Raw genomic sequence first — 24,268 nt, forward strand, 5'->3', positions numbered from 1 at the left:
GCTAAATTCTAGCAAAACTAAGTAACAAATCTTCGAACATATGTTACAATAATGTAAAATATCTAATATTATCTAATTTACACATTTTAATGAAGCAGAAGAGGGAGTACTATGGCAAGCAAGAATATCTTAATCGTTGATGATGACCCCATTGTTTTAAGAATGCTGGAGTCTGCCCTGAGCAAAAACGGGTATCATACGTTTAAGGCAGAGTCCGGTGAAAATGCTCTGAGGATTCTGGATGCTCTGGCCATTGATCTAGTTCTCTTAGATGTGGTCTTACCCGGGATGGACGGACTGAATACTCTTAAAAAGATAAGAAATCACCCCACCTATGGCTTTGTCCCGGTGCTCATGCTGACCAGCAGGGATAGTGAAATTGATCACGTCATCGGTTTGGAATTGGGAGCTGATGATTACATTTCCAAGCCCATCCGCTTCCATGAGCTGATTGCTCGGATCAAGGCAGTTCTGCGCAGGGCGGATTCCAATCGGACATCCTTCTCTAAGGTAGTCTTCCGCGGTCTGGTCATGGATCTGTCCAGTCGACAAGTCACCGTCAACGATCAGGAGATAGAGCTCTCCTTCAAAGAGTTCGAGCTCTTATGCCTTTTAGCCAAAAGACCGGGCCGAGTCTTCACCCGAGCTGAAATTCTGGATACCGTCTGGTCGGAAGAAGGCTTCTGGGAAACTCGCACAGTGGATGTCCATATCCGCAGAATTCGCAAAAAGCTGGAGGAGATAGGCCAGAGTCCCCTGCTCATCGAGACTGTCCGGAATGTGGGCTATCGTCTGCCAATGTCTCTTTAACCTCCTGAAGCTCCTCCACTAAAGGGGGCATTAATTCCTTGAGTTCCTGGTAGTGTTTATGGGATTTGTTCCACTCCCCAGCCTGGGCTGCCCGCTCCAGTTCACCGGCAGTCTTAAAAACCTTCATAGCATACAGACAGGATAAAGCGCTGGCCAGTCGATGGGCGCTTTTTTCTAATTTCCCCAAGTCATAGGCCTCCAGATCTGTCCTGATGATCTCCAGCCAAGTCTGGTAATTTTCCAAGAAGTTCTCAATACTTAAAAGCATGACTTCCTGACCAAAAAGCTTTGCTTCCTGGCGGAATATCTCCTGATTGATCAGTGTACCTGCCTCTGGGATATTTGCCGATTGCCGGCACTCTTCCCCGCACCTCTGACCGGGTTCTTCGTCGGGTATTTGATTCTCCAAGCCTGCTGACCGGCGAATCTGCTTTAGGATCAGCAGCAGTTTTTCTTCTTGGATGGGTTTTGCCAGATAGAAATCCATCCCTTGCCGGAGAAGTTTGTCTCGATCCCCCAGAATAGCCGAGGCCGTCAAGGCAATGATAGGGACATGCTTCCCTGTAGGTCCTTCCAGGTCCCGGATAATTGTCGTCGTCTCTAAGCCGTCCATAATAGGCATATTCTTGTCCAGCAAAACACAGTCATAGTCCTGAATTTTCAGGGCTTGAAGCAATTGCAAGCCATTATTAACGATGGTCACCGCACAATTATGATAGGTTAGGATGTGCTTGATATAGATCTGATTAGCCAGATTATCTTCGGCGGCTATGACTCTTAAGCTCTGCAGATCCTCTCGCTCTTGATTCTCCGTGCTAACTGCTGCCTCGTCTAGGGCTATCTCCTGGGGATCGGCTATGCCTAAGGGCAGGAAGAGAGAGAAGGTACTGCCCGCCCCTTCCTGACTCTCCACTTCAATTCGCCCGTGCATTAACTCGGCCAGGTGCTTGACAATGGTCAGACCCAGTCCCGTACCGCCGTATTTTTTGGTAATGCTGCTGTCGGCTTGGGAAAAGCTTTGGAAGATGGTCTGAAGCTTTGTTGCAGAGATACCGATGCCCGTGTCCTTAACCAGGAATTGTATTTCCAGTCTGGTTTCTGCCAGAGCCAGAGATTTGAGCTTAAGCTCCACAGACCCATGATGGGTAAACTTGAGGGCATTATTCAAAAGGTTATTGAGAATCTGACTGATTCGCAAAGGATCTCCCCTCAGATAATCCGGGAGGTCAGAGCTTACCTCCGTATGGAGGCTAATCCCTTTTTCTTCCGCCTGGGCTTTATAGGTTTTCAGAATAGGTGTGAGTAAGTCCTTCAGGCCAAAGGCTCTCTCTTCGATCACAATTCGGTTGGACTCAATTCTGGAAATATCCAAGATGTCACTGATGATTCCCTCCAAAGATGCTGCCGAGGATTGGATTAAGTCTACATAGTCCTCCTTATATTGGCCCTCTTTTTTCAAGAGACTGGTCATTCCTATGATCCCTTGGAGGGGGGTTCTGATTTCATGGCTGACATTGGCTACGAAGCGGGTCTTATTCTCGTTAGCCTCAGCGAGCTTGCGGTTGCTCTCCTCAAGGGCCAGGTTTTTTTCCTGCAGGGCTCGGGTATGATGGGCAACAATCTTCTCCAGGTTTTGATACTCTTTGGCATTTTCCAAGGCAACAGCGATCTGGGAGGATAATACCTGTAAAACCTGCTGGCGTTCGCTGGTGAAAATACCGGGGGCCAGGTCGTTTTCCAGATAAAAGAGGCCAATCACCTTTCTTTTGATAATCACTGGCAGACAGAGGACGGAAGCTGGCTGCTCTTCGCCGTCTAAGGTCACTGTTTCTCCCGTTCTGGCCACATAGGTTATGAGCTTAATAGGCAGATCTGTGCTTTGGGGGTGGATATCCAGGGAATCTAAGAGGCGGATGGAGTTATCATCGGCTTTCCCTTCCGCCTCTATGGTTAACTTGTTGTCATAATTCTGGATGAATACCACTCTTCTGGCCCCGGAATTTTGAAGCATGATTCGAATGAGCAGCTTGAGTAAGTCCTCCAGGACGATTTCGCCGGAAATGGCCTGACCGATCTTCAGAATCGCAGTCAGATCAATATCCGGGATCTCAGCGGTGCCTGTGATGGCCAGAGGATTCTGCAGGAGGAGCATGGGATAACGGTTTTGCAGGTCTGCTACTTTAGCCTTGGCTCCCCATTCCCGATAGCAGCTTATGGCATGGTGGAAATAGAACTTGGCCAAGACCTGTCGGCCTTCGGTGAGATAATATTCCCCTGCTAATTCATTAGCTAGGGCTTCTTCCTGGATAAAATGCTGGGTTTCCGCATGCTGGATAGCTAAATCGTACCAATCGGCTGCCTTGAGGTCTTCTTTGTTCAGCCGGGCAAACTCGGCTTTCACTAAATACAGCTTATGCAGAATATTTTCCGGTGCTGACCGAGATAGCTTTTCTAAGGCCTTAATACTTTTTTTAATTCTTCTTATGCTCAAAAGCCGTTTGGAATAGCTTAGTCTTTCATAGTTGGCCACAGCGACCAAGGCCCCGTAAAAATGCAGCAAGGGCAAGCAGAAGGTTCCCAGAACTCCATCCAGGTATTCGTCGAGGAAGGGCAGACTTTCCAGGGCTTTCTCCGGCTGCCGGAAATAGTAGTACTGAATCAGCCGGTGAAAGTAGATATTGAAAACAATGGTCCGGTCATTAGACTGGGTGTAGATGGGCAGCAAACTGCGTTCATCGAAATCCTCTCCTACCAGGGCACAGGGGTCCGGAGATAATCCGGCAAAATTCAAAGCAGTCTGGCGATAAATCTGACAGAGGCGCTGGGAGGTTTCATGTCCGGTCTTGATCATGGCCTGGCGATGGGCCTGCATTTCTGCTTCGATCAGGGAGAGCTGACGTCCGGAAAAATAGGAACAGACAAAGTACTGCATGATGGAGTGTCCGGCGGAGAGTAAGTCTCCGGAGGTAAATCCGCTCAGATAGGTCTGAGGAAAGTCCTCCAAGGCATCCCGGAGAGGGTCTTTGCAATGCCGAATCACCATGTTGAAGATCATCCGAATCTTGCTGTCAAAGCGATATACTCCCAGCTTATCCTGGAGACGGAGGGCCAGTTCTCCGAATTCATAGCCTTTATCGGCTTGCTTAAAGAGCATGTTGATGATATAGCCATAGGCAGAATAGGCGACGATGGTTTCTTCGGTGATCCCATGGTTCAGGGAAAGGCGCAGGGCCTTTAAGACCATCAGGATTACGGCGTAATAGGAGGCGGAATAACTGCAAATCCCCGTGGTGTTGAAAATTCGCATGGCGGTTTTATACTTTTCGTCCGTCATCAGGGGCAGACTTAACAAGTCTGCACTTTGCTTCCCTCTTAAGGCCCAGATGGTTCTTAAATACTCCAGGATAATATGACCCAGATGGGGCCTCCTGGGAAAGGGAACCCCTAATAACTTCAGAGTGTTTTCGGCGAGGGCCATGGCTTTTTCGAATTCATTCTCAGCGGTATAGGTAGCAATCATGATTTCTGAGATTCTGGCCTGAGCCAGGACGTCTCGGCAGTGCACCAGGGTTTCTGCCGCCACCTCTTCCATCCGCTCAAACCGGGTGCATACATAGGCCATTTCCGCCAGCTGAATATGGAGCTCCAGCATGAAGGGATATTCCGTCCTCCAAGCTTCTGAGGAGGTAAGCTGTTTAGCCAGGTTGAAATAATCCAGGGCTGGTTCATAAGCGGAGGAGGCCTTGGCCTTCAGGCCGGCGCGAAAATTCAGATTGGCCAGAAAGGATCTCTCAGCGAGGTCTAGGCTTAAATCTACCGCCAGGTTAAGGTGATCGACGAGTTCAAAGAGACGGTTTTCCAACTCCTGTCCCTTCAGCTTACTATAGAGGAGCTTGCCAATCTTGCCATGGGTGGCAGCTTTTGTTTCTTTTGCCAGGAGGGAATAGGCCGCCTGCTGGACTCGGTCATGTAAAAAGCTGTATTGGCTTTCTGCTCCTTGAATCAGTCCGGACTCCACTGCTGCCTGCAAAATATCCTTAAGCTCTTCGCCGGGCTTTCCCGTGACGATCTCCAGGGTATGCAGATCAAAGCTGCTGCCGATACAAGCGGCCAGTTTCAGGAGGTCTACCATGGCAGGAGAGAGCTTGCTGATTTTCGAAATCATCAAGTCCACCACATTGTCCGTGACCTTACACCCTAAGATAGCCGGCAGATTCCAGGTCCAAGCCGACTGCCGGGCCTCCAGACTCAAAAGCCCTTCCTCCTTCAGCATGTATAAAAACTGAATCACAAAGAAGGGATTCCCCTTAGTCTTGGCGTGACAAACTTCAGCGATGGCTAAGGTCTCTTGGCGGGGACGGCTCAAGGAGACTGCCAGCAAACTATTGACATGATCCAGAGTCAGGGGCTGCAGGTTTATGGCCTCAGCCTCTAACCCTTGTTTTTCCAGTTGGCGAAAGAGCAAATTCAGGGGGTGAAGGGCAGTAATCTCCTGATCCCGATAAGCGCCAATGATCAGGATGGATCCGAACCTGTCTACAATGAGTTGTTCGATAAGGCGAAGGCTGGATGGGTCAGTCCATTGCAAATCGTCGAGAAAAAGGACGAGGGGGCTTTCCGGGGTGGCGAAGAGTTGAATGAACTTCAAGAAGACATCGTTGAGTCTGTTCTGAGCCTCCGAGGGAGCAAGCCGGGCGGCAGGCGGCTGGGGGCCGATGATCAGGCTGAGCTCCGGGATGATCTCGACGATGAGCTGGGCATTGGGGGAGAGAGCACTGACTAACTTCTCTTGCCAGGCGGCGAGGGTTGTTTGATTTTCTGATAGTATTCGTCTTAAATGAGGTTGAAATGCCTGAATAAAGGCTGTGTAGGGTACATTGCTTTTATACTGATCGAATTTACCCACTAAATAGATTCCGCCCCCTTCCCTTACATAGTCTAAGAATCCTTTGACGAGAGAGGTTTTTCCCACTCCGGAATAACCTGAGACGAAGATAAGCTCCTGCTGGCCTTTGAGCACCCGTTGATAAACCTGCTTAAGAGTTTCCAGCTCTTTCTCCCGGCCAAACAGCTGATTGGGTATGGCCAGACCTCTGGGCTTATCCAGGAGAGCGATTTCGAAGGGTTCGATCACCTCGGCTCCTCCCTGCTCTTTCCTCTCCAGGGCTGCCAGACATTTTTGCAGGTCATGCTGAAGGGCGTAGGCAGTTTGGTAGCGATCCTCCAGCTTCTTCTGCAGGAGTTTGTGAAGGATGTGGGATAGGACTAAGGGGATTTCTGGGTTCAGCCGATTTAGGGGGCGGGCTTCTCTGGCCAAATGAGCGTAAACCAATTCCAGAGGGTCTGCTGCCTTAAAGGGGGGTTGGCCGCTGAACAGGTGATAGAGTACTGCTCCCAAGGAATAGAGATCTGTCCGGGTATCAACCTGTTGATTGATTCTGCCCGTCTGTTCCGGGGATATATAATGCAGGTCGGAAGGAGGTAAACCCGGCAGACTCATGTCCTTCAGCTTAACTCTTCCCCTGTCGGAACTAACCAAAATATTTCCCGGGTGGATATTCTTGCAGATAATTTTCTGGTCGTGGAGAAGAGCTACGGCTTCAACCGTCTTAAGTCCGATGGTTAAAGCACTCCGAAGATCTAAGGTAGTCTTTAGCAGTTCCTGAAGCTCTTCGTATAATTCCGAAGAAGACTCTCCTCTTTTATCTGCCGGAATAACTTGCAAATCTGTTGCGTCCTTCATACTCTCCTCCCTTCCCAGAAGTTAAATGACTCAAATTACACCATTTTGCCTATCTCTTCCTAGTTATGTTCAATCCAGGAAATTAACTGTTGGAAATAATTCTACTTTTGTAGTAATTTTCCTGCTTCTTTCTTACTAGATCCTCCTTATTTATTTAGCCAATTAATCAAATTATAGATTATATTGCAATAATTTTAATCACCCAGGGGGTGATCTCTGCCATAATATTGATTAAAAGTAAAAAAACAACTTCCTCCTTAGGGAGAGAAGTTGCTTCTAAGCTTTAATTGCTTTCATTAAACTGGTCTCAGAGATTATTAGGACTTCTTTTTCTTTTTCTTGGGATCGTCTGAGCCATGATAGTAATAGTAGTAGTAGTATTCGCTGGTCTTCAGGTCTGCCTTATTGATTACTGCTCCAAGGATCTTAGCCCCTACCTTGTCCAATTGTTCCTTGGCCCGTTGAGCGTATTCTTTGTTGACTTCTCCGGAAGCTAACACCAAGATGACTCCATCGACTTCCTGAGCCAGAACGGCGGCATCCGTCACGGCAATGATGGGAGGGGTATCGATCAAGACCACATCAAATTGTTCACTGACTTCCTCGATCAAACGCCTCATCCGCTGGGAGCCTACGAGCTCAGCGGGATTCGGGGGAATAGGGCCTCCGGTGAGGACTTTGACGCCGAGTACAGGGGTTTCCTTGATAAAGTCTTTCTCCTGATCATCCTGAACCAAAAAGGTTGAAAGGCCCTCATGATTTCTCAGTTCAAATAATTTATGTTGGGTGGGATTACGCAAATCAGCGTCTATCACTAAGACGGATTTTCCTGACTGTGCTATACTCACTGCCAGGTTGGCAACGGTGGTGGATTTCCCTTCCCGGGGGCCTGAACTTGTGATCATGATTTTTTTGGTCTTTGTATCCACACTAGTGAATTGTACATTCGTCCTGAGCGTCCGGTAAGCTTCTGAGATGGGGGATTTCGTTTGTTCGTGCGTTATTAATGAAAAAGCCAAAATAAACTTCTCCTCTTATCCTTGTTTTCCTGCCTCGTAGTTTGGAATAACCCCTAAAACCGGAATTCCTAAGACATTCTCCACATCTCCTGAGGTCTTTATTGTGTTATCCATGTACTCCAGTAAAAAGACCAATCCCATAGAAGCCATCAAGCCTACCACAACGGCAATTAAGATGTTTAATTCTTTATTGGGCTTAACCGGCTTATCCGGAACCACAGCTGTATCGACTATACTGACACTGTCTACTTTTTTTATTTCAATGACTGCTTTGGAGAACTCAGAAGCCATTGAATTGGCAATGGCAGTAGCCAGATCCGGATTAGTGTTCGTAACTTGGATTTCCAGGATTTCTGTTGTCTTCACCGGGTTGATGGTGATCAGTTCATTCAGCTCAGCAACAGTCATGGCCAAATCCAAGTCATCGATGACACTTTGTTCAACAGTGCGGCTCTGGGCAATGGCTGCATAAGTCTTAGCCAGCTGCTGATTAGCCAGAAGGACACTATTATCCAGCATCTGTACAGCCGCTTGTCCCTCTTCGGAAGCTTTCTTGCCAACAATTAAGGTAGTGGAAGCTTGATACACTGGCTTTATGACAAAATGACTGATGATTCCGCTGGTCAGAGCTGCGATAAGCGGCAGAACCACTACGATGATCCAACGTTTCTGGAGCATTTCCCAATACTGCCGTAATTCTATTTCCTCGTCCATTTCTACCTCCAAATTAGCACAGTTAACTAGTTGACGTTATATTATTCTAGATAATTTCCATTTTTCCTTCAACTAAACTTGAATCCTTGGTAATCCTTTAATAATTTTGGAAATAAATTTATAAATTTGCTTTTACAGGGAGGAGTCCCTAGTTGAATGTCGAAGATTGTTAAGTCTATGGGAAAAGAGCCAGTACATTTTTAGGGGGAAAGGGTTTCAATGGTACGAATTGCTAAACTGGAATTATATATCATCTTAGCTGCCCTGATCATAGCATCCTTGATCATCGCTATATTCTGGGCCCTGAATCACGGAGAGGCAACTGCCGCTGCCTTCAAACAGCCTCCTCCGGCGGCGGCTGACCCAGCAGATCCAGATAAGGATTCGGATGAGGATACAGATGCGGCAAGGCCCTCAGATTCTGCCTCTGCTTCAGACTCTGGCTCCGGCTCTGCTACTGGCTCTGGCACTGGCACTGCTTCTGGCTCTGGCTCTGAGAAGTCAGCTCCGAATCCGGTTATCGAGGAAAACAAGGTTACCCAGCAAGGGTTAGCTCAAATCACTGAGCCGACCACCGTCAAAGCCCTTGTCTTCGGAGATGCTGTGGCCGCAAGTCAAGGCGCTTCCAATAAGGATGAACTGGGCTGGCACGCTTTAGTTGCCAAGGAGCTTCAAGCTAAATACCCGGGAAATTTTCAGTGGGCCTTTAAAACCACGGATCAGGCCACTGTCAATGATGTGTCGACTTATGTTCCTGAAGTGACCCCGGATACAGACCTGATTATTCTTTGCTTGGGCAGAAATGACTGGACTGTGCTGACTACAAAAAATTTCAAGCAAAAGTACGAGGAGCTGCTCAGCGAACTTCAAGCCCTGAATCCCAAGGCGGACATCCTCATAGTCATTGAACCGCCTGTGAAAAACATTGAGCAGAATAATAAGTTTTTTCCCTATCGGCAGGTTCTAATTGAGCTGGGGAAAAAGCATCGGCTTCCGGTTGTTGACCTGTGGGCAGCCTTTATCCAGGATCCGGCTCCTCTGGCTGAGTTATTGGCAGATGGAGTTAATCCCAATGATCAGGGGTATAGGATTTTTGCGGATGGGGTGTTGAAGGGGTTGGAGAGGGTTTTGGGGAGGAAGAATTAACCCCGCGGAGAAAGGATAGTCCGAATATTACTAAGCCGATTAAGGTTTATACATTACTGAGTAAGGAGCCGTCTGCTATAGCAGTCGGCTCCTCATATTTGCCCGGAAAAATAAACATTAAAATTTTAAGTCCCAGCTTAGCTAAAAACTATCGTCCATTGAACAGAGTTTTGATCTTTAAATTTAATTTCTTCTCCCCTAAGATTTATTAGCTTAGCTTCCCCCCAGGACTTACCCAGCATCGTCCCTATGGCGTTTCTAATATCTTCTCTCCCATCCTCGTTGCTGGGACTTATCCATGTGCTGCTTCCGGCTTTCACATAGGTTGGCAGAACTCCAATGGAAGAGGTCAGCAGGTTTTTGATTCCCATGGTACTTAACAGAGTATCCTCTTCACCGGCTTTAATATTGGCCGTAATGGTGTGAGTAGTGTTATTGATTGACATTGTTGCCCATTCGTTATTTAAGTTTCCTGTCGAGGTTCCCAAGTCAAGTCTCAAACTGACACTACTGGAGCTATAGTCAGATTTCGAGAGAGTGCCATTCAGAGTTACGTAAGAACCAAACAATGCACGTAATGAACCTACACTAACATCTCCGCCGCTAATTGTACCGCCAAGCAGGTTAGACATAGTAATCGGACCACTTAAAGAGAAGGTTTTGTTAGAAAAGCTAACTGTACCTAAGAAAGGGGAAACAAGGCTATTGAGTTGTAAGGTACTACCCGCAGGATCGGAATTAATTTGAATGCCTGTAATCCTTTGATCGGGATTAGTAATACCACTCAAATCTGCCGTTTTACTTGTACCATTTACTGTAACAACCGGTATTACATTGGCTGAGCCGTTCTTGATGGCGAAATCGGAAATCTTAGTAGAAGTCGTTGTTCCCCCATTATTTCCACCGCCACCTCCACCGCCGCTGCTTCCACCTGTGGAAGGCGTTCCGGGAGGTGTACTGGGCGTTGAGGTCGTATCCTTACCATTTACTTTTCCGCCGCCGCTGACCAATGTCCCCGTTGAACCCGAGTCTAATTTGCCGATGCTCGAACTTTTCGGAATCGTAATCTCAGCTTTCACATCAGTTTTCATGCTTTCAACAACTGTTTTTTCTGCCAAGGCCAGTTTCCCTTGGGATTTTACCTCTACCGCTTTAAAGCTTCCTTCTATAGTAACCTTTTGTTCCGGAGTTTCTGTGTTCACAACAACATTTGGAACAACCGCGTCTGCTGCGGCCTTCAGAGTAACCTGACTCTCTACCACCACAGGCTCAGTGAAAGTTCCTCTTAGTTCAACAACCGGCTCTTGTCCCGGGGTACTGGTAATTGTAACGACTCCCATCTTAGCGCCATTAGCATCAAGGATGGCGAAGCTGCGAACCACTGTATCCCCAATGTTTGTAGTCCCTGAGGCCTCAACCCGTACATCACTGTCACTGTCTACCGTAAGAACCCCGGCAGTAGTATTCTTGATATGAATACTGTCTGATGCTCCGGAGAGGACGACAATGTTAGCAGCAGTTACGCCGTCAATCGTTGCTGTTCCTTTCTCACCCGGATCTACGAAGACGGTTCCTTTGACGGTGAGGTTTTTGAGGGTAATATTATCTCCCTTAACATAGACGCTGTAATTGGCCTTAGCATTTTGTAAAGTGATGTTATCACCTATGAGCATAACGTTATCCGTTAATACTGCAGGGGCAGCAGCATCTGCAGAACCGACGGTCTCTTTAGCCGTAGAATATGAAAGAGCAGAAGTCAGAGCATTCATTCCCGCAGTAGGTACTACAGCCTCTCCCCCTACGGCAATCATATCATCTGTCGCGAGGTTCAACTTCACAAATTCCTTGGTGGAATTGTCCAGTTGTTGATTAACCAGGACGACAGGCGATCCCGTTGCAGCAGCCAGAGGCACAACGGCTAAGGCGTCAACTAAGGTTTCCCCATTAGCGACATAGACCTTGTCATTTTTGTAAGACTTAGTAAAGCCCTTAAGGATTTGGACGTTAGTGTCATACTTGGAAAGACCGGAATATCGCTTGACGCTCCCTTTTAATTGACCTTTGACTGCATCCGACACTACGGCAGTTCCGCCCACTACATAGGATTCCTTAACCTTATCACCAAGGCTATCCAGATAGGTTTTGACCGAAGCAGGAAGCTGTCCTTGAGTCGTGGTTAAAATCGGCATTTCCTGAGCGGCGGCGATAGGGGCAACAGATAAGGCATCCGCCGGGGTTAGATAACCGGCAGCAACTACAACTTTAGAGATGTTGACTCCTTGTTTGCCCATTTCCTTAGCTATGTTAACTGAGGTTTCGTATTGATCATAGCCACCGAGCTGAACCGGGGTTATGCCCAGAGCACTGATTTCATTAAGCACAGATTGTTTAATCACCGCTGTACCGCTGGTGATATATACTTTTTTCGGTTTTAAACGAAGTAATTCAGCTTTTGCAGAAGCATTTAAGGTCTCACCGTTATCCGTCAACAAGATAGGAGCCTTTAATTTGGTTGCCAAAGGACCTGCAGCGAGGGCATCCACCAGGGAATAGCTCATCCCGGCTGAGAGAACCACACTATCACTGGTTCCTGTCCAACCCTTTTGGGCCATCAGTGCGGCGGTTGCATATTGGTCATACCCACCAATCCTGGTCACTGCGCTGGGTGTTGCAGCATTTGCCACAGCAGGTGCTATGGTTGCTGACAAAGCAACTGCCACAGCCATGCAGCCATTCAACACTTTTTGTTTAGTCTTTTTCATGATTTACCTCCTCTTACTGTTCGTGTTCTGATTACTTTTACAATGACAATCTATAGGTGGTGCGGAACCGTCATATATAATGATATAAACCAATTAAGGTAAAATGTCCCTCACCTGTAAAAAGTTATTCCATTTACTTCGCTATTTCCATGGATAATCCTGCAAGGAATATCTAGATATTTCTATATTTTTGACTTTTAGCTATTTTTTTGCGCATAAAAAAGAAAGAACAATTTCATAACAATCGTTCTTTCTCCGTTGTTTCCATTAAATTCATAGGATTGATTATCCTCTAGCTCATATTGACCAGGAAGACAATTCCGGTAATAATCCCTGCTAATACTACAGCCATAAGTATGATATACATATTTTGCTTCTTGCGACTAAGCTTATGCCAAGGTAAGCCCATGTGCTGACTGCCTCCTTCTGTAAAACGACTCACAAAGATACCTTATTACAGAATACGACAATAATCAATATAACGCTGGGAAATTTTAAACAAAATAATATCTATATCTCCCCTCGCACCCGGCCGCTCCCATCACAGTTAGGGCAGGGGGAAGTATAGCGAACTAGCAAGGTCTGACCCACTTTCTTCCGAGTCATTTCCACCAGTCCAAGTTGAGTCAGCCCTAAAACCTGAGACTTTGTTTTATCTCGGGCGCAGGCCGTTTCCAAGGCCTCAATCACCTGTTTTTGAGACTCTTCCGTGGTCATATCGATAAAGTCGATAATAATAATCCCGCCTAAATTCCTCAGCCGCAGCTGACGGGCAATTTCCCAAGCAGCCTCCAGATTCGTGTGAACCACAGTTTCTTCCAAGGATCTCTGACCCACATATTTTCCCGTGTTGACATCAATGACGATCAAGGCCTCTGTTTGCTGAATGACCAGATACCCTCCGCTTTTCAGCCAGACTTTAGACCGCAGGGCTTTACGGATCTCATCATCCACACCATAGTTGGCAAAAAGGTCTTTTGCCGGAACTACAAAAACCTGTTTAGCAGCAGGATGTTCAATGTCCCGCAAAGCTTTGCGCAAAATTTTCCCTACTTCATCCTGATCAACGGTGATTTTCTCAACATCCTGATCAATCCAGTCCCGGATCAAGCGAGAAATCAGGTCAACATCTTTATGCACCAACCCCGGTACAGAGACGTGAGGAATTTTGGGCAATAAAGCTTGCCAATAAGCAACCAGTTGGGTAATGTCATCCTTGATCTCGTCACCATCAATCCCTTCCGCCAGAGTCCGGACAATCACCCCCATACCTTCCGGCTTGGCTGCGGCAGCCAAGTCTTTCAATCTGGTGCGTTCATTATTATCCTGGATCTTCCGGGACACCCCAACATAATTGACCTGGGGCAAAAGAACCACATATCTCCCCGGCAAGGTGATGTTAACACTAATCCTGGCCCCCTTAGTACCCACGGGTTCCTTGGTAACCTGCACCAAAAGCTCCTGCCGAGGTTTAAGAACATTCTCAATCCTTTCCTGGATAATCGGCGCTTTATCCTCTTCATCAAAGCGAGGAGGAATAGCATCTCCCACATACAGAAAGGCATTCTTATCTAAGCCAATATCCACAAAAGCGGCCTGCATACCGGGAAGGACATTCTCAACTCTCCCCCGATAAATATTCCCCACCATGTGGGTTGAACCGCCCTCATCCTCAAACACTTCCATGAGTTCACCCTGCTCAAAGACAGCTGCTCGGATCTTTTGAAATTGGTTGGAGCCAGATCCTTCGCTTTGGCTTTGCAGAACGATTTCCTTCCGGTGGGGCTCCGCAGCTCGGTTTTTCATTATGTTAACACCTCCTCGTTGAACTTGCATTACAACGCTCACCTCATGACGTCGTGGGCCAAACTAAGGCTCAAGGGGTTTATGAAAGCGGGCGGGGTTCCCGGCCAAAGCGGCGTCCTTGCCGCATGGCCGGCAGTGTACGTCCTGTACACTGCCCCGCTTATGCAAGCACCCCTTTCGCCAAGTTTGGCTAGCCACTCCGTCAAAGAGGATCGCTCTTGTAAAGCTGCGTTCTAAGCCGGGTCACGATTATGTATTTCTTATAAGCACCTTGGTGAACTGCTTATTCGGCACCGATTCAGAGGTGCCATGCATGAAGCATGTCCCGCTAAGTGGCCTGAGATCGTCTCCTGCTCCCGTTCGGCCTTACAAGCCGACAGCCCGCCGCTAATCCTGCGGCACCGATTCAGATGGTGCACATGCATGAAGCATGTCCCCCCAAGCGGCCTGAGACCGTCTCCTGCTCCCGTCCGACCCTTCACGCCAGCAGTCCACCGCTTTATCCTGCGGCACCGATTCAGATGGTGCACATGCACGAAGCATGTCCCACCAAGCGGCCCAAGATCGTATCCTGCTCCCGTTCGACCCTACAAGCCGACAGCCCACCGCTCATCCTGCGGCACCGATTCAGATGGTGCACATGCACGAAGCATATCCCACCAAGCGACCTAAACCGTCTCCTGCCCCCGTCAGTCTCCAAGCCAACGGCGCAACTCCCTTTCGGAGCCCCGCCCGCACACTACCCCAGAGACCTCAGAGGGAGGGGCACGAACACCGACGAGAGGCCTATGCGAGAGTCGTAGCCAAACTCGGCTTTAAATCCGCTTTCATCAAGCAGGGCGGGAAACAGGACGTTTCCCGCCGGCCATGCGGCACGGACGCCGCTTTGGCCGGGAACCCTGCCCGCTCTCATCCGGATTTAAAGCCCTAGTTTGGCACGACGAACGCATGGCCGAACAAGGTGTCGCGACCCTCCCGCCCCAAAGCCAGGGCCCTCAAAGCCCACTAAGCCGTCTCAAACGGCGAGCTCTTCCCGCCCTCATAACTCACATGCACCCCTGTCCGAATCACCTGCAGCTCATCCAACTCAATGGGCAGATTCTCAAGTTCCCTCAGACTGGCCAGCACTTCCTCCGGACGCACACTTCCCGAGTTCCCCATCTCGACCTCCAGATCAAAGAGAACCTCATCCCCTTGAATCTTTCCTGCCAAATGTTTGACCCAGGGCCGGATATCCTTATCCGTCGGCCCTTTTTTCGAGTAACGAGAAAAAGTCACATGCTCCCGTCCCAGCCAAGCGCTCACCGCTTCCTGCAACCGCTCTGCTTGAATAGGCAAAGCCATAGGGACTCGGATGCGATAACTGGCAGCATTGAGCACCGCCATTAAGGACTTAGCTCCCTGGTCCATGGCCCGCCCTTGGAGCAACCGTATCCCGGGAGGCAGCTGTTCCTGAACCCGAGCTAACACTTCCCCTAAATCCATGTCTTCCCGGAGCTCCACATCCACATACTCCCGCTCCCCCTCGGTTCCTACCGCTAAGGCAAAACCAAAGGAGATCTTGGGACGAGGATTAAAACCTTCGGAATAACTCATATGGATTCCAGACCTTCGGATGGCCCGCTCAAAGACTCTTGTCAAATCCAAGTGGGCAATATATCTGGCATCCTCAATTTTCGTATAGGCGATTCTTAGCCGCATGGCACTCACCCTTTCAACTCAATCTGAACTCCTCTGCTCGGACAAACTCCGCATCCGGTACAATCATTATGCCGGCAATCAATAGTCTTAGCTGCTTGGAGTGCCCGATGGTGTTCTTCAATTAAAAACTGTTTTGACACGCCGCTCCCTATATGCTCCCAGGGTAAGACGTCATCATAATCTATCGCTCGATTGGCGTAAAAATGGGGGTCAATTCCTAACTCTTTGAAGCCCTCCATCCAGACATCCTCTTTAAATTGGTCAGACCAACCATCGAAACGACAGCCATGTTTCACCGCCCATTCCAGGAGCTGGGCTAGTTTGCGGTCTCCTTTGGCAAAGACAGCTTCCAGATAACTTGTGCTCATATCGTGATAGTTATATTTCAAGCGTCGATCTCTCAGCTTTTCTCTCAGGTATCTCTGCTTTAGCTCTACAGAAGAACCTGCTTCCTGTGGTTCCCACTGAAAAGGAGTATGACTCTTGGGAACAAAGACGCTGGTAGAGATCGTCACTGTGATATTTCTGCGGCCTAACTTGGTTCCCAGATTAGCGACTTTTTTGGCCAGATCCACAATTCCATCGATGTCTTCCTGGGTCTCTGTCGGCAATCCCACCATAAAGTAGAGCTTAATTGTCGACCAGCCTTTTTTAAAGGCGGCTTCTGCTGCTTCCAAAAGGTTTTGCTCCTCGACGCCTTTATTGATGACATCCCGCAAGCGTTGTGAACCTGCTTCCGGAGCAAAGGTCATGCCGGATTTTCGTGCCTTCTGGACAGTTTCAGCCAGCTCAACATCAAAGGAATCGACTCTGAGTGAAGGGAGAGAAACCCCTACCCCTTCTTCTCCGTGCTTTTCTAAAATGCCGTGAATGACAGGCTGAATGCAGGAGTAATCCCCGGTGGAAAGTGAGGTGAGAGCGATCTGATCGTAGCCGGTGGCCCGCACTAACTCCTCAGTCTGCCTGAGCAGAGTCTCCGGTGAACGTTCCCGAACAGGTCTATAAATCATGCCCGCTTGGCAGAACCGACATCCTCTGGAGCAGCCCCGCATTACCTCCAGCATCATTCGGTCGTGAACAATTTCCAAATACGGTACCACTGGATTGGTAGGATAATAGGCCTGATCTAAATCCGGTACAATAGCCTTTTCCACCAGAGCCGGGAATCCTTCTTCGGCTTCGATTTTTTCAATACGACCATCTTCTTTATAGGTTATATGGTAAAATTCCGGAACATAGACCCCTTGGACTTGAGCAACTTTTCGTAAAAACTCTTTACGGGAAACCGGGTTTTTCTTCTGCTCACCCACTAAGCGCAGGACTTCAGGCAGTTGTTCTTCACTTTCTCCAATCAAAAAAAAGTCAATAAACCCGACGAGAGGTTCAGGATTATAGGCACAGGGGCCTCCGGCAATGACCCAAGGATCATCCGGTCCCCGCTCCTCTGTTCTCATGGGGATTCCCGCCAGATCCAGCATATTGAGAATGTTGGTAAAGCTCATTTCGTACTGGAGAGTGAATCCCACCACATCAAAATCTTTGATGGGCTTAAAAGATTCCAAGGCATAAAGGGGAATTTCTCTGTCCCTCAGTTCTTTCTCCATATCCACCCAAGGGGTAAAAACTCTTTCGCAAAGAAATTCCGGGAAGGAATTAACCAGATGGTAGAGGATTCTGGTTCCCAAATGGGACATACCCACCTCATAAACATCCGGAAAGGCAAAAACCATCTGAACATCAGTTTCCGCCCAATCTTTTTTCATGACATTCCATTCTGATCCGATATATCGGCTAGGCTTTAATACTTTAGGTAAAAAGCGTTCGACCTGCCGGCGTATATCCGCCGCAGTATTATTACTCATGGTGTCAGTGAGGCCTCCTTGTAGTATATTGTGAACTTAAATTATATCATATATAACCGTAATTCCCTAAAAATCCTAGGTATTAAGGATTTAATATTGAGCAATTAGTTTTTCAAATCCTCTATTCTTAACTCTGTCAGAACTACTAGTTAAAATTAGAAGATTTTTGCTATGCTATCTAATTTTAACTTGATAAACCTCTAAATTATTTATACTTTGTATATACGATATCAAGTGAAAGAGATGGAATCATGAAGACAATTGCCCGAAAATGGGGAAACAGCATCGGTATACGGATTCCTGCTTCAATGGCTAATTCACTAAAAATTAGCGACGGGACTCCCATTGATGTGGAACTTGATGGAGAAAGGATCATTGTCACCCGAAAAAAATACGATTTAAAAGAATTACTCGCCCGGATTCCGGATGAATATGAGCCGGAAGAAATCGATTGGGGAGAGCCGGTGGGAGGGGAAAAATGGTGAATAAAGCCCTTAATATTCTAACGCTAATTGCTGAAGTTCAAACACTTGGGAATATATAATACTTGCGTATACAACGTCTAATAAAAAGCCCCCACGTTCTTTTTTCAGAAAGTGGGGGCAGAGTTGGTGACTAATGAAAAGCACACCACTACTTTAAGTTTAATTCCAGTCGATGTCCGAATGGTTAATGGTATCTCCATTGGCTATTTCTTTTTCAGATTGGGTTAATCTTTCTCTCTCCAGAGGCGTCAGCTTTGTGAAATCACTGTCCCAAGCAAGGACTATTCTTTTAATCATTTCGAATGCTAACTCCTGTTCAGACTCAGGAAGCATATCAATCATATCAACGATTTGCTTTGAAACTGCAGACATATAATCATCCCCTTACTTGTAAATGTCCCCTCGTAATCCAATATCCTTAATCAGTAAAATTTCTTCGTCATTTAGATGGGTATACTCATATAATACTCGATACTTACCTATGCGTAAACGAAGAACAGAAGGGTTTGTGCCCTGCATCTGCTTAATATCACCCTTTGGGGGTACTTCAAGCAGTCCTTCTATTCCTGTTTTAATTCTCTGCTTTACAGACTTATCAAAACTATTAATTTTTATCATAGCTTGCCCACCGGATAATGAATACCTTCTCGCAGCATCCCTTCGACAATATCTGTTTCCGTAAGAATTTTCTCCATTCCCGCCTTTTCGTTGCTGAGATTGACCATGGCATAGCGATCAGGGGTAAATTCTTCGACAATTCTCACCAAGGGAGTATCTTTCTGCACTGTAAGCCAGTGACTGCGCATCAGGCCCTTTTTCAATAATTCTTCTTTCTTACGAGTTAATTGCCTGAGAAAGGTAATATGAGCTGAGGAGATTTCCTTACTCCCTGCAAACCAAAAGAAGCCTCCCAGGATTAAGAGAGAAAGGGGCCCTTCTGAAAATTTACCCTGAACCCCTAAGACAATTCCATAGAGAGCAAAGGAAACCCCTAACCATCTGCCCGCTTCCGCCAAAAACTTTGTGGTACGTACGTACCCGAAGCTTTCCACGAATAGTGCCCGAATCACCCGCCCCCCATCTAAAGGCAACACAGGAATTAAGTTAAATGCTGCCAGCCAGAGATTATAGCGGATAAACTCTTCGGAGAGCTCCCCCCACCATAGCCCGTTCCAGCGTAAGGCCTGAGCTCCAAAGAGAAGAACCAGGTTAAAAGCCGGACCGGCCAAAGCCATCAAGCTCTCTTCCACCTTGCGGCCTTCAAAGAGGCCATCACAATAAGCGGCTCCTCCAAAGGGAAATAACTCAAGTCCTTCAACTTTAAAGCCATAGGCCTTAGCAACCAAGAGATGAGCCAATTCATGCCCTACCACCAGGGCGAAGATGAGAAGAGCCTGGGCTAATAAACCCAGGACTCCATATAGCACTAATACTACCAGAAATGTGGGGTGGATTCGGACGCTTACTCCGGATATCTTAAATAGCTGCATTTATTGACTCTCCCCCTTAACTTGCTCCAATTCAGACACTTATTTTCCAGGAAAATCCAGAGACCTGAAAGATCTCGTTCACACAGAGTTCCGAGGCTCGTAATTCGCTCACAATGTGCAGATTCTGCAAAGCCTGACCTAAGTCCCTCAAATTCTGCTTACACCCCCAGCTGGAGGAGCGCTTTCCGCTAAGCGGATGCGTCAGTGAAGCCGCGTTTAGACGAGTGCCGACGGTTCGCGTCCCCGTAGCGCGCCGCAGGTTAACATTCAGAAATACCCGGAGGTTCGGACGCGCTCGCGAACCGTCCAACGAGATAGCGGCGGAACTCGCAGACGCGTGCATCGAAGACACTGTCTTCGCACGGGTTAACACAGCTAGCAATGCGCTCCGCTTACTAATTCTTCACCTCAGGCGGTATCAAGTAAGGGATAGGATTAAGAGGCTGATTATTCTTCCTCAATTCAAAGTGAAGCCAGGGCTTCTTGAGGGGTGCAGAAAGCCCCACGGTTCCTACGGTCTGCCCCTTCTCCAGGCGCTGGCCTTTTTGAACCTGAACTTCGCCGAGATTGCCAAGAACAGTCGTCCATCCGTCACCAAAATCAATTTTAACCAATTTACCTAACTGGGGATCTTCCCCGACTGACGTCACAACCCCGCCAGCTGGGGAAAATACCGGAATTCCTAAGGCACTTCCCACATCCAGACCTTGATGGACTGAGCCGTCACTGGCCTTATCTCCAAAGCCGGCCATGACCGGACCGGAAATGGGCGGCAAGAACTTGCCTTTCATCTTCAGATCGACAGCAACGCTTTCGCCGGAAACCCCTCCCAGAGATAAGGCTTCCTTCGCCATATTATTGAGAGCTGTGTAATAATTGCCTGAATCCATCCCTCCCCGATAAATGGAATGCACTATTCGGGAGACATGATCCGAACTGTTAGCGCTGAAAAAAACCATTAAGAACAGCAGGGCGGATAAAAGAGTTCGCTTCTGGGTGCTATTCCAATGGTTAAAGAAGCTGCCCCAGTCTCTCTTTCCATTACTGCGATGCCGAGTATATTGATTATTACGCGGAATGGATTTGCCTCTTCCCTGCTCTTTACCAACTTCTTGAATGGCCCGTTCCCATTCCCAATCATCCCAACGTTCAAAAGGATTCATCCGGCAACCCCCTTATCGAACCACAATTACAGCTCGTACATTCTTTAGTAAGTCTATGAAACAGAAAAAAAAATAGAACCGCTTAGCAGTTCTATTCTATGATTGATTTATTATTGTAATGCCAGTCTGAAGAAAGAAAGTACTCCCCTTCAACCTCATGCTTCGTGCCTCGTACATCGAGCCTCGCTAAAACATCAGCCTCCGGTGCCTTAAGTTAACACTAAGTAACAGCCCAATAGCCGCCATATTCGACCACATAGCACTTCCTCCGGCACTGATCAGGGGCAGAGGGATTCCTGTGACCGGCATAATTCCGGAAGTCATACCCACATTGACCAAGATATGAAAGGTGAACATGGAAACGATTCCTGTTGAAATCAGCATTCCATACATATCCCTGGCCCTTAAGGCTATATAAACACCGCGCAAAAGGAAGATGAGGAAGAGGAACAGTAAGGTGATGGTTCCAATGAAACCAAATTCTTCTCCTACTACAGAAAAAATAAAGTCTGTGTGGTGCTCAGGCAAAAAATTCAACTGCCCTTGAGTACCCGCCCGATAGCCTTTTCCCCATAACCCCCCTGATCCTATGGCCCAAAGTGATTGCAGAATATGCCATCCATCCCCGGTCTGATCAGCTGCCGGATCCATAAAGATAACCAGACGATTCAGCTGGTAATCCTGTAAGGGCAGGGGCAGTCCCTGAGCCCACTGCAGCCATCCAGGTAAGTCTTGGGAAAAGTGCAGCCAAAGTGCTATTCCTACTATGACCGCCCCGCCAACTAATAATCCTCCAAATTTATAAGGGTTAGCCCCCGCCACGAACATCATGCCAATAAAGATTGCCACAAACACTAGGGTTGTCCCTAAATCCGGCTGTTTAAAGATCAAAAGCATCGGAACCAGAACAAATAAGAAGGGCACAATAAAGTCCTTGACATTATTCAGTTTTCCTTTACGTTTGACAAGAAAGTCGGCGAAAGTAAGAATTATAAAGATTTTAGCAAACTCTGAGGGTTGAATTCCGATAGAGGGGGTGAAATAAATCCAGCGAGTAGCACCTTTAGCTGCATCTCCAAAAAAGATGACCGCTAAAAGCAGCAGCAAATTAAAGCCGTAGATCCACCAACGAAAATGCTGCCATTTAGTATAGTCAATCACTGCGAGAACCACTGCAATCACGATACCCGTCAATATCCAGACAGCTTGAGTTTCCACATAGTGAAACGGATCTGATTTCATGACATTAATTGAAGCCGTACTCAAAATTATGAGACTGGCTGCTAATAGTAAAAAGGTAAATAGCAGGAATAACAAGTCTAGATTTCTTAACGATCGTCTATCCACGCAATAAATTCCCCTTAGGCAGTTTATTTTCGATACAATTCTTCATCATTATATCACACTATTTTGGGGGTCCCAAAGCCTTTTGGTCGGCTGTCATGAGATAAGGTAAATTAATCAACAAACGGCTATTAATTCGAAAATTGTTCTAAATACCGCTTAAAGCCTGCACTATTAAGGGAACCTAGCTTGACGTATAGTATTCTACGAATATAACATTGCTATAATTATACATAAAAGATACCCTCCGCTTTTTTCAAAGTGAGGGTATCTTTCTTTATCCGATTTAGCTATTCAGTTCTTGACCCTTAGCAGAATAATCTCGCTTCATTTTTACGACAGGAATGTTGGCAATTAAAGCTACTTCACGGTCGTCTTGACAAAGATTAAATTCCAAGGCAGCTTCGTCGATCTCCATGTAGTTAGAGATTACTTTAACAAGATCTTCTCTTAATTTGTTAAGCATGGCAGGCGAAATGCTGGCACGGTCGTGCACTAAGACAAGCCGTAGACGTTCTTTTGCTACCGACTTGCTTGAGGCACTTTCCCTGCCTAGCATCCGGCTGATAAATTCTAACAAGGACAATTCCTCCTCTCAGTACAGAACGGTCAACCTAGGCCAATGAGTTTCTTCAATCTATCCATGAGTCCTTTAGGTACTTCGAGGTTCATCAGGGGAACCTCTTCCCCTTGGATTCTCTTTGTAATCCGTCGGTACGCTTCTCCTGCTTTTGAGCCCAGATCCATGACTGCAGGTTCACCACGGTTCGTGGAAACTACGATGCTCTCATCTTCGGGAACCACCCCAATAAGCTCGATGGCTAGGATATCTAAAATATCTGAAATATCCATCATGTCACCGCGTTTTACCATATCCGGGCGCAGACGGTTAATGATTAATTTTGGATTTCTTAGTTCCGATGCTTCCAGTAAGCCAATAATCCGGTCTGCGTCCCGGACTGCACTGACTTCAGGTGTACAAACCACAACCGCTCGGTCCGCACCGGCAATGGCGTTACGGAAGCCTTGCTCGATTCCTGCCGGACAATCTATAATTGCATAATCAAATTCTTCTTTAAGCTCCTGGCAGAGGGCCTTCATTTGCTCAGGATTGACGGCTGTTTTATCTTTTGTTTGGGCAGCCGGCAGCAAAAAGAGATTGGTAAAACGCTTATCTTTGATAAGTGCTTGTTTCAAACGGCAATTACCACTGGTTACATCCACCAAATCGTAAACAATTCTATTCTCTAAACCCAATACCACATCAAGGTTACGCAAACCTATATCTGTATCAACAAGAACGACTTTATGGCCATTATTGGCTAAACCAGTGCCAATATTAGCCGATGTTGTCGTCTTGCCTACGCCCCCTTTTCCAGAAGTTACTACGATTACCTCACCCATAGTTAGACCTGCCTTTCACTATAGACTTATTCTCTTATTAACGGGCCTTGCCGCGCCAACCGCTCAGTCCGGCTGCTTCTACTACTAATTGGTCATCCTTGATCTTAGCAATCTCCGGCCCTCGGATTTCAGTTCCGTCATCCGGAGCCCTGGTGACCAAATCCGCGATTCGCAATTGAGTAGGGGCCAGATGATAGGCGCTTACCGTGGCCTCTCGATTTCCTGTCGCTCCTGCATGAGCAACCCCTTTAAGGGAACCCAGAACGACAATATTTCCAGTCGCAATTATTTCCGCTCCTGGGTTAACATCACCCATCACTACAACATGCCCCTCATACTGCACACTCTTTCCCGAGCGCATTGAGCGTTCTACAAAGAGACAATGTCCTTCAACCATTCCTTCTTCCAGACGTGCCTCTCTTTCCGCATATACTGAGGGCCTGGGCTTAGGAAGGTAGACTTCATCCTCGGTCAGCCAGCCTGCAAGTTCTAACCCAGATTCCTTCAAAGCGGCGGCTATACCAGCGATTTCCTCCTCTGAGAACTCTCTTTTCCCGGCGTAACACCGAACGGCTGCACCTTGGAGGAATTGATCCGAGTTCTTCATAAGGGTACTAAGTTCATTGATCAGCAATTCAAAGTCCGCAGCCGGATCCAGGTACAAGACCAGACCGTCGCGGGTTCCTTTAAGTGCCACATGATCTGTCCGTGTCAACGTGCACAATCCTCCATTGCTTGTCATAATTAAATGCTCTCTTTAAATTCTACAAGCCTGTCCAATTTCCCTTTATCGAAAAGAAAAAAACGAGGATAAATTTC

At 47.3% G+C, this 24,268-nt stretch carries 18 protein-coding genes; 3 read left to right on the forward strand and 15 right to left on the reverse strand.

Annotated elements, in window-relative coordinates; translation table 11 throughout:
• Nucleotides 1–111 precede the first annotated feature (111 nt).
• A complete protein-coding gene (locus tag DESMER_RS20090) occupies nt 112–810 on the forward strand; it encodes a response regulator transcription factor (protein WP_014904906.1) in 699 nt (232 codons plus the stop codon).
• Here the strand turns inward: DESMER_RS20090 and DESMER_RS20095 are convergent.
• The 3 genes from DESMER_RS20095 to DESMER_RS20105 form a co-directional block, all read right to left on the reverse strand.
• Nucleotides 761–6,553 carry an AAA family ATPase gene (locus DESMER_RS20095; protein WP_014904907.1) on the reverse strand — a complete coding sequence of 1,931 codons (5,793 nt, stop codon included), beginning with the start codon at nt 6,551–6,553 and terminating at the stop codon, nt 761–763. The genes DESMER_RS20090 and DESMER_RS20095 overlap by 50 nt on opposite strands.
• Before the next feature lie 317 nt (nt 6,554–6,870).
• Entirely contained in the window at nt 6,871–7,572 is a 702-nt protein-coding gene (locus tag DESMER_RS20100; RefSeq protein ID WP_014904908.1) for a CpsD/CapB family tyrosine-protein kinase, read from the reverse strand.
• Between the two features lie 15 nt (nt 7,573–7,587).
• Nucleotides 7,588–8,286 (reverse strand): YveK family protein, encoded by a 699-nt coding sequence (locus DESMER_RS20105; RefSeq protein WP_014904909.1) that lies wholly within the window; start codon nt 8,284–8,286, stop codon nt 7,588–7,590.
• A gap of 219 nt (nt 8,287–8,505) precedes the next feature.
• Here DESMER_RS20105 and DESMER_RS20110 point away from each other — a divergent pair, with 219 nt between their 5' ends.
• Nucleotides 8,506–9,432: an SGNH/GDSL hydrolase family protein gene (locus tag DESMER_RS20110; protein ID WP_014904910.1), complete on the forward strand. Its 927-nt coding sequence runs from the start codon at nt 8,506–8,508 to the stop codon at nt 9,430–9,432.
• A 137-nt stretch (nt 9,433–9,569) separates the two neighbouring features.
• Here DESMER_RS20110 and DESMER_RS20115 read toward each other — a convergent pair whose 3' ends face one another.
• From DESMER_RS20115 to DESMER_RS20135, 4 genes are all read right to left on the reverse strand, one after another.
• Nucleotides 9,570–12,194 carry a cell wall-binding repeat-containing protein gene (locus DESMER_RS20115; protein ID WP_014904911.1) on the reverse strand — a complete coding sequence of 875 codons (2,625 nt, stop codon included), beginning with the start codon at nt 12,192–12,194 and terminating at the stop codon, nt 9,570–9,572.
• A gap of 510 nt (nt 12,195–12,704) precedes the next feature.
• Nucleotides 12,705–14,000 carry an Rne/Rng family ribonuclease gene (locus tag DESMER_RS20120; protein WP_014904913.1) on the reverse strand — a complete coding sequence of 432 codons (1,296 nt, stop codon included), beginning with the start codon at nt 13,998–14,000 and terminating at the stop codon, nt 12,705–12,707.
• Nucleotides 14,001–15,005: 1,005 nt separating this feature from the next.
• On the reverse strand, nt 15,006–15,710 hold the full coding sequence (locus DESMER_RS20130; protein ID WP_085931670.1) for a TIGR03936 family radical SAM-associated protein: 705 nt from the start codon (nt 15,708–15,710) through the stop codon (nt 15,006–15,008).
• The gene (locus DESMER_RS20135; protein WP_014904915.1) at nt 15,707–17,563 is read right to left on the reverse strand and encodes a TIGR03960 family B12-binding radical SAM protein; all 1,857 of its coding nucleotides are present in this window, start codon (nt 17,561–17,563) and stop codon (nt 15,707–15,709) included. Before DESMER_RS20135 ends, DESMER_RS20130 begins: the two co-directional genes overlap by 4 nt.
• Nucleotides 17,564–17,814: 251 nt before the next feature.
• Here DESMER_RS20135 and DESMER_RS20140 point away from each other — a divergent pair, with 251 nt between their 5' ends.
• A complete protein-coding gene (locus tag DESMER_RS20140) occupies nt 17,815–18,048 on the forward strand; it encodes an AbrB/MazE/SpoVT family DNA-binding domain-containing protein (RefSeq protein WP_014904916.1) in 234 nt (77 codons plus the stop codon).
• A 159-nt stretch (nt 18,049–18,207) separates the two neighbouring features.
• Here the strand turns inward: DESMER_RS20140 and DESMER_RS20145 are convergent, their stop codons facing one another.
• From DESMER_RS20145 to minC, 8 genes are all read right to left on the reverse strand, one after another.
• A complete protein-coding gene (locus tag DESMER_RS20145; protein WP_014904917.1) occupies nt 18,208–18,420 on the reverse strand; it encodes a hypothetical protein in 213 nt (70 codons plus the stop codon).
• A 12-nt stretch (nt 18,421–18,432) separates the two neighbouring features.
• The gene (locus tag DESMER_RS20150) at nt 18,433–18,666 is read right to left on the reverse strand and encodes a type II toxin-antitoxin system RelE family toxin (protein ID WP_014904918.1); all 234 of its coding nucleotides are present in this window, start codon (nt 18,664–18,666) and stop codon (nt 18,433–18,435) included.
• A complete protein-coding gene (locus DESMER_RS20155; RefSeq protein ID WP_014904919.1) occupies nt 18,663–19,538 on the reverse strand; it encodes a M50 family metallopeptidase in 876 nt (291 codons plus the stop codon). The genes DESMER_RS20150 and DESMER_RS20155 overlap by 4 nt, the downstream gene beginning before the upstream one ends.
• A 395-nt stretch (nt 19,539–19,933) precedes the next feature.
• A complete protein-coding gene (locus DESMER_RS20160) occupies nt 19,934–20,701 on the reverse strand; it encodes a murein hydrolase activator EnvC family protein (protein ID WP_014904920.1) in 768 nt (255 codons plus the stop codon).
• Between the two features lie 186 nt (nt 20,702–20,887).
• Complete coding sequence (gene rodA, locus DESMER_RS20165) at nt 20,888–22,048, reverse strand: rod shape-determining protein RodA (RefSeq protein ID WP_014904921.1); 1,161 nt, start codon at nt 22,046–22,048, stop codon at nt 20,888–20,890.
• Between the two features lie 283 nt (nt 22,049–22,331).
• Nucleotides 22,332–22,625 (reverse strand): cell division topological specificity factor MinE, encoded by a 294-nt coding sequence (gene minE, locus DESMER_RS20170; protein WP_014904922.1) that lies wholly within the window; start codon nt 22,623–22,625, stop codon nt 22,332–22,334.
• 29 nt (nt 22,626–22,654) lie between these two features.
• Nucleotides 22,655–23,449, reverse strand: coding sequence for a septum site-determining protein MinD (gene minD, locus DESMER_RS20175; RefSeq protein ID WP_014904923.1), 795 nt, complete (start codon nt 23,447–23,449; stop codon nt 22,655–22,657).
• 37 nt (nt 23,450–23,486) lie between these two features.
• Nucleotides 23,487–24,164 (reverse strand): septum site-determining protein MinC, encoded by a 678-nt coding sequence (gene minC, locus DESMER_RS20180; RefSeq protein ID WP_014904924.1) that lies wholly within the window; start codon nt 24,162–24,164, stop codon nt 23,487–23,489.
• Nucleotides 24,165–24,268: the final 104 nt, after the last annotated feature.

The sequence above is a fragment of the Desulfosporosinus meridiei DSM 13257 genome (assembly GCF_000231385.2).
Taxonomy (GTDB): domain Bacteria; phylum Bacillota; class Desulfitobacteriia; order Desulfitobacteriales; family Desulfitobacteriaceae; genus Desulfosporosinus; species Desulfosporosinus meridiei.

What these genes read in the sequence shown, in the direction of transcription:
- DESMER_RS20095 (WP_014904907.1), bottom strand. Translation starts at nt 6,553, where the DNA reads ATGAAGGACGCAACAGATTTGCAAGTTATTCCGGCAGATAAAAGAGGA.
- DESMER_RS20160 (WP_014904920.1), bottom strand. Translation starts at nt 20,701, where the DNA reads ATGAATCCTTTTGAACGTTGGGATGATTGGGAATGGGAACGGGCCATT.
- DESMER_RS20155 (WP_014904919.1), bottom strand. Translation starts at nt 19,538, where the DNA reads ATGCAGCTATTTAAGATATCCGGAGTAAGCGTCCGAATCCACCCCACA.
- minD (WP_014904923.1), bottom strand. Translation starts at nt 23,449, where the DNA reads ATGGGTGAGGTAATCGTAGTAACTTCTGGAAAAGGGGGCGTAGGCAAG.
- DESMER_RS20140 (WP_014904916.1), top strand. Translation starts at nt 17,815, where the DNA reads ATGAAGACAATTGCCCGAAAATGGGGAAACAGCATCGGTATACGGATT.
- DESMER_RS20150 (WP_014904918.1), bottom strand. Translation starts at nt 18,666, where the DNA reads ATGATAAAAATTAATAGTTTTGATAAGTCTGTAAAGCAGAGAATTAAA.
- DESMER_RS20110 (WP_014904910.1), top strand. Translation starts at nt 8,506, where the DNA reads ATGGTACGAATTGCTAAACTGGAATTATATATCATCTTAGCTGCCCTG.
- DESMER_RS20145 (WP_014904917.1), bottom strand. Translation starts at nt 18,420, where the DNA reads ATGTCTGCAGTTTCAAAGCAAATCGTTGATATGATTGATATGCTTCCT.
- DESMER_RS20105 (WP_014904909.1), bottom strand. Translation starts at nt 8,286, where the DNA reads ATGGACGAGGAAATAGAATTACGGCAGTATTGGGAAATGCTCCAGAAA.
- DESMER_RS20115 (WP_014904911.1), bottom strand. Translation starts at nt 12,194, where the DNA reads ATGAAAAAGACTAAACAAAAAGTGTTGAATGGCTGCATGGCTGTGGCA.
- DESMER_RS20090 (WP_014904906.1), top strand. Translation starts at nt 112, where the DNA reads ATGGCAAGCAAGAATATCTTAATCGTTGATGATGACCCCATTGTTTTA.
- DESMER_RS20120 (WP_014904913.1), bottom strand. Translation starts at nt 14,000, where the DNA reads ATGAAAAACCGAGCTGCGGAGCCCCACCGGAAGGAAATCGTTCTGCAA.
- DESMER_RS20135 (WP_014904915.1), bottom strand. Translation starts at nt 17,563, where the DNA reads ATGAGTAATAATACTGCGGCGGATATACGCCGGCAGGTCGAACGCTTT.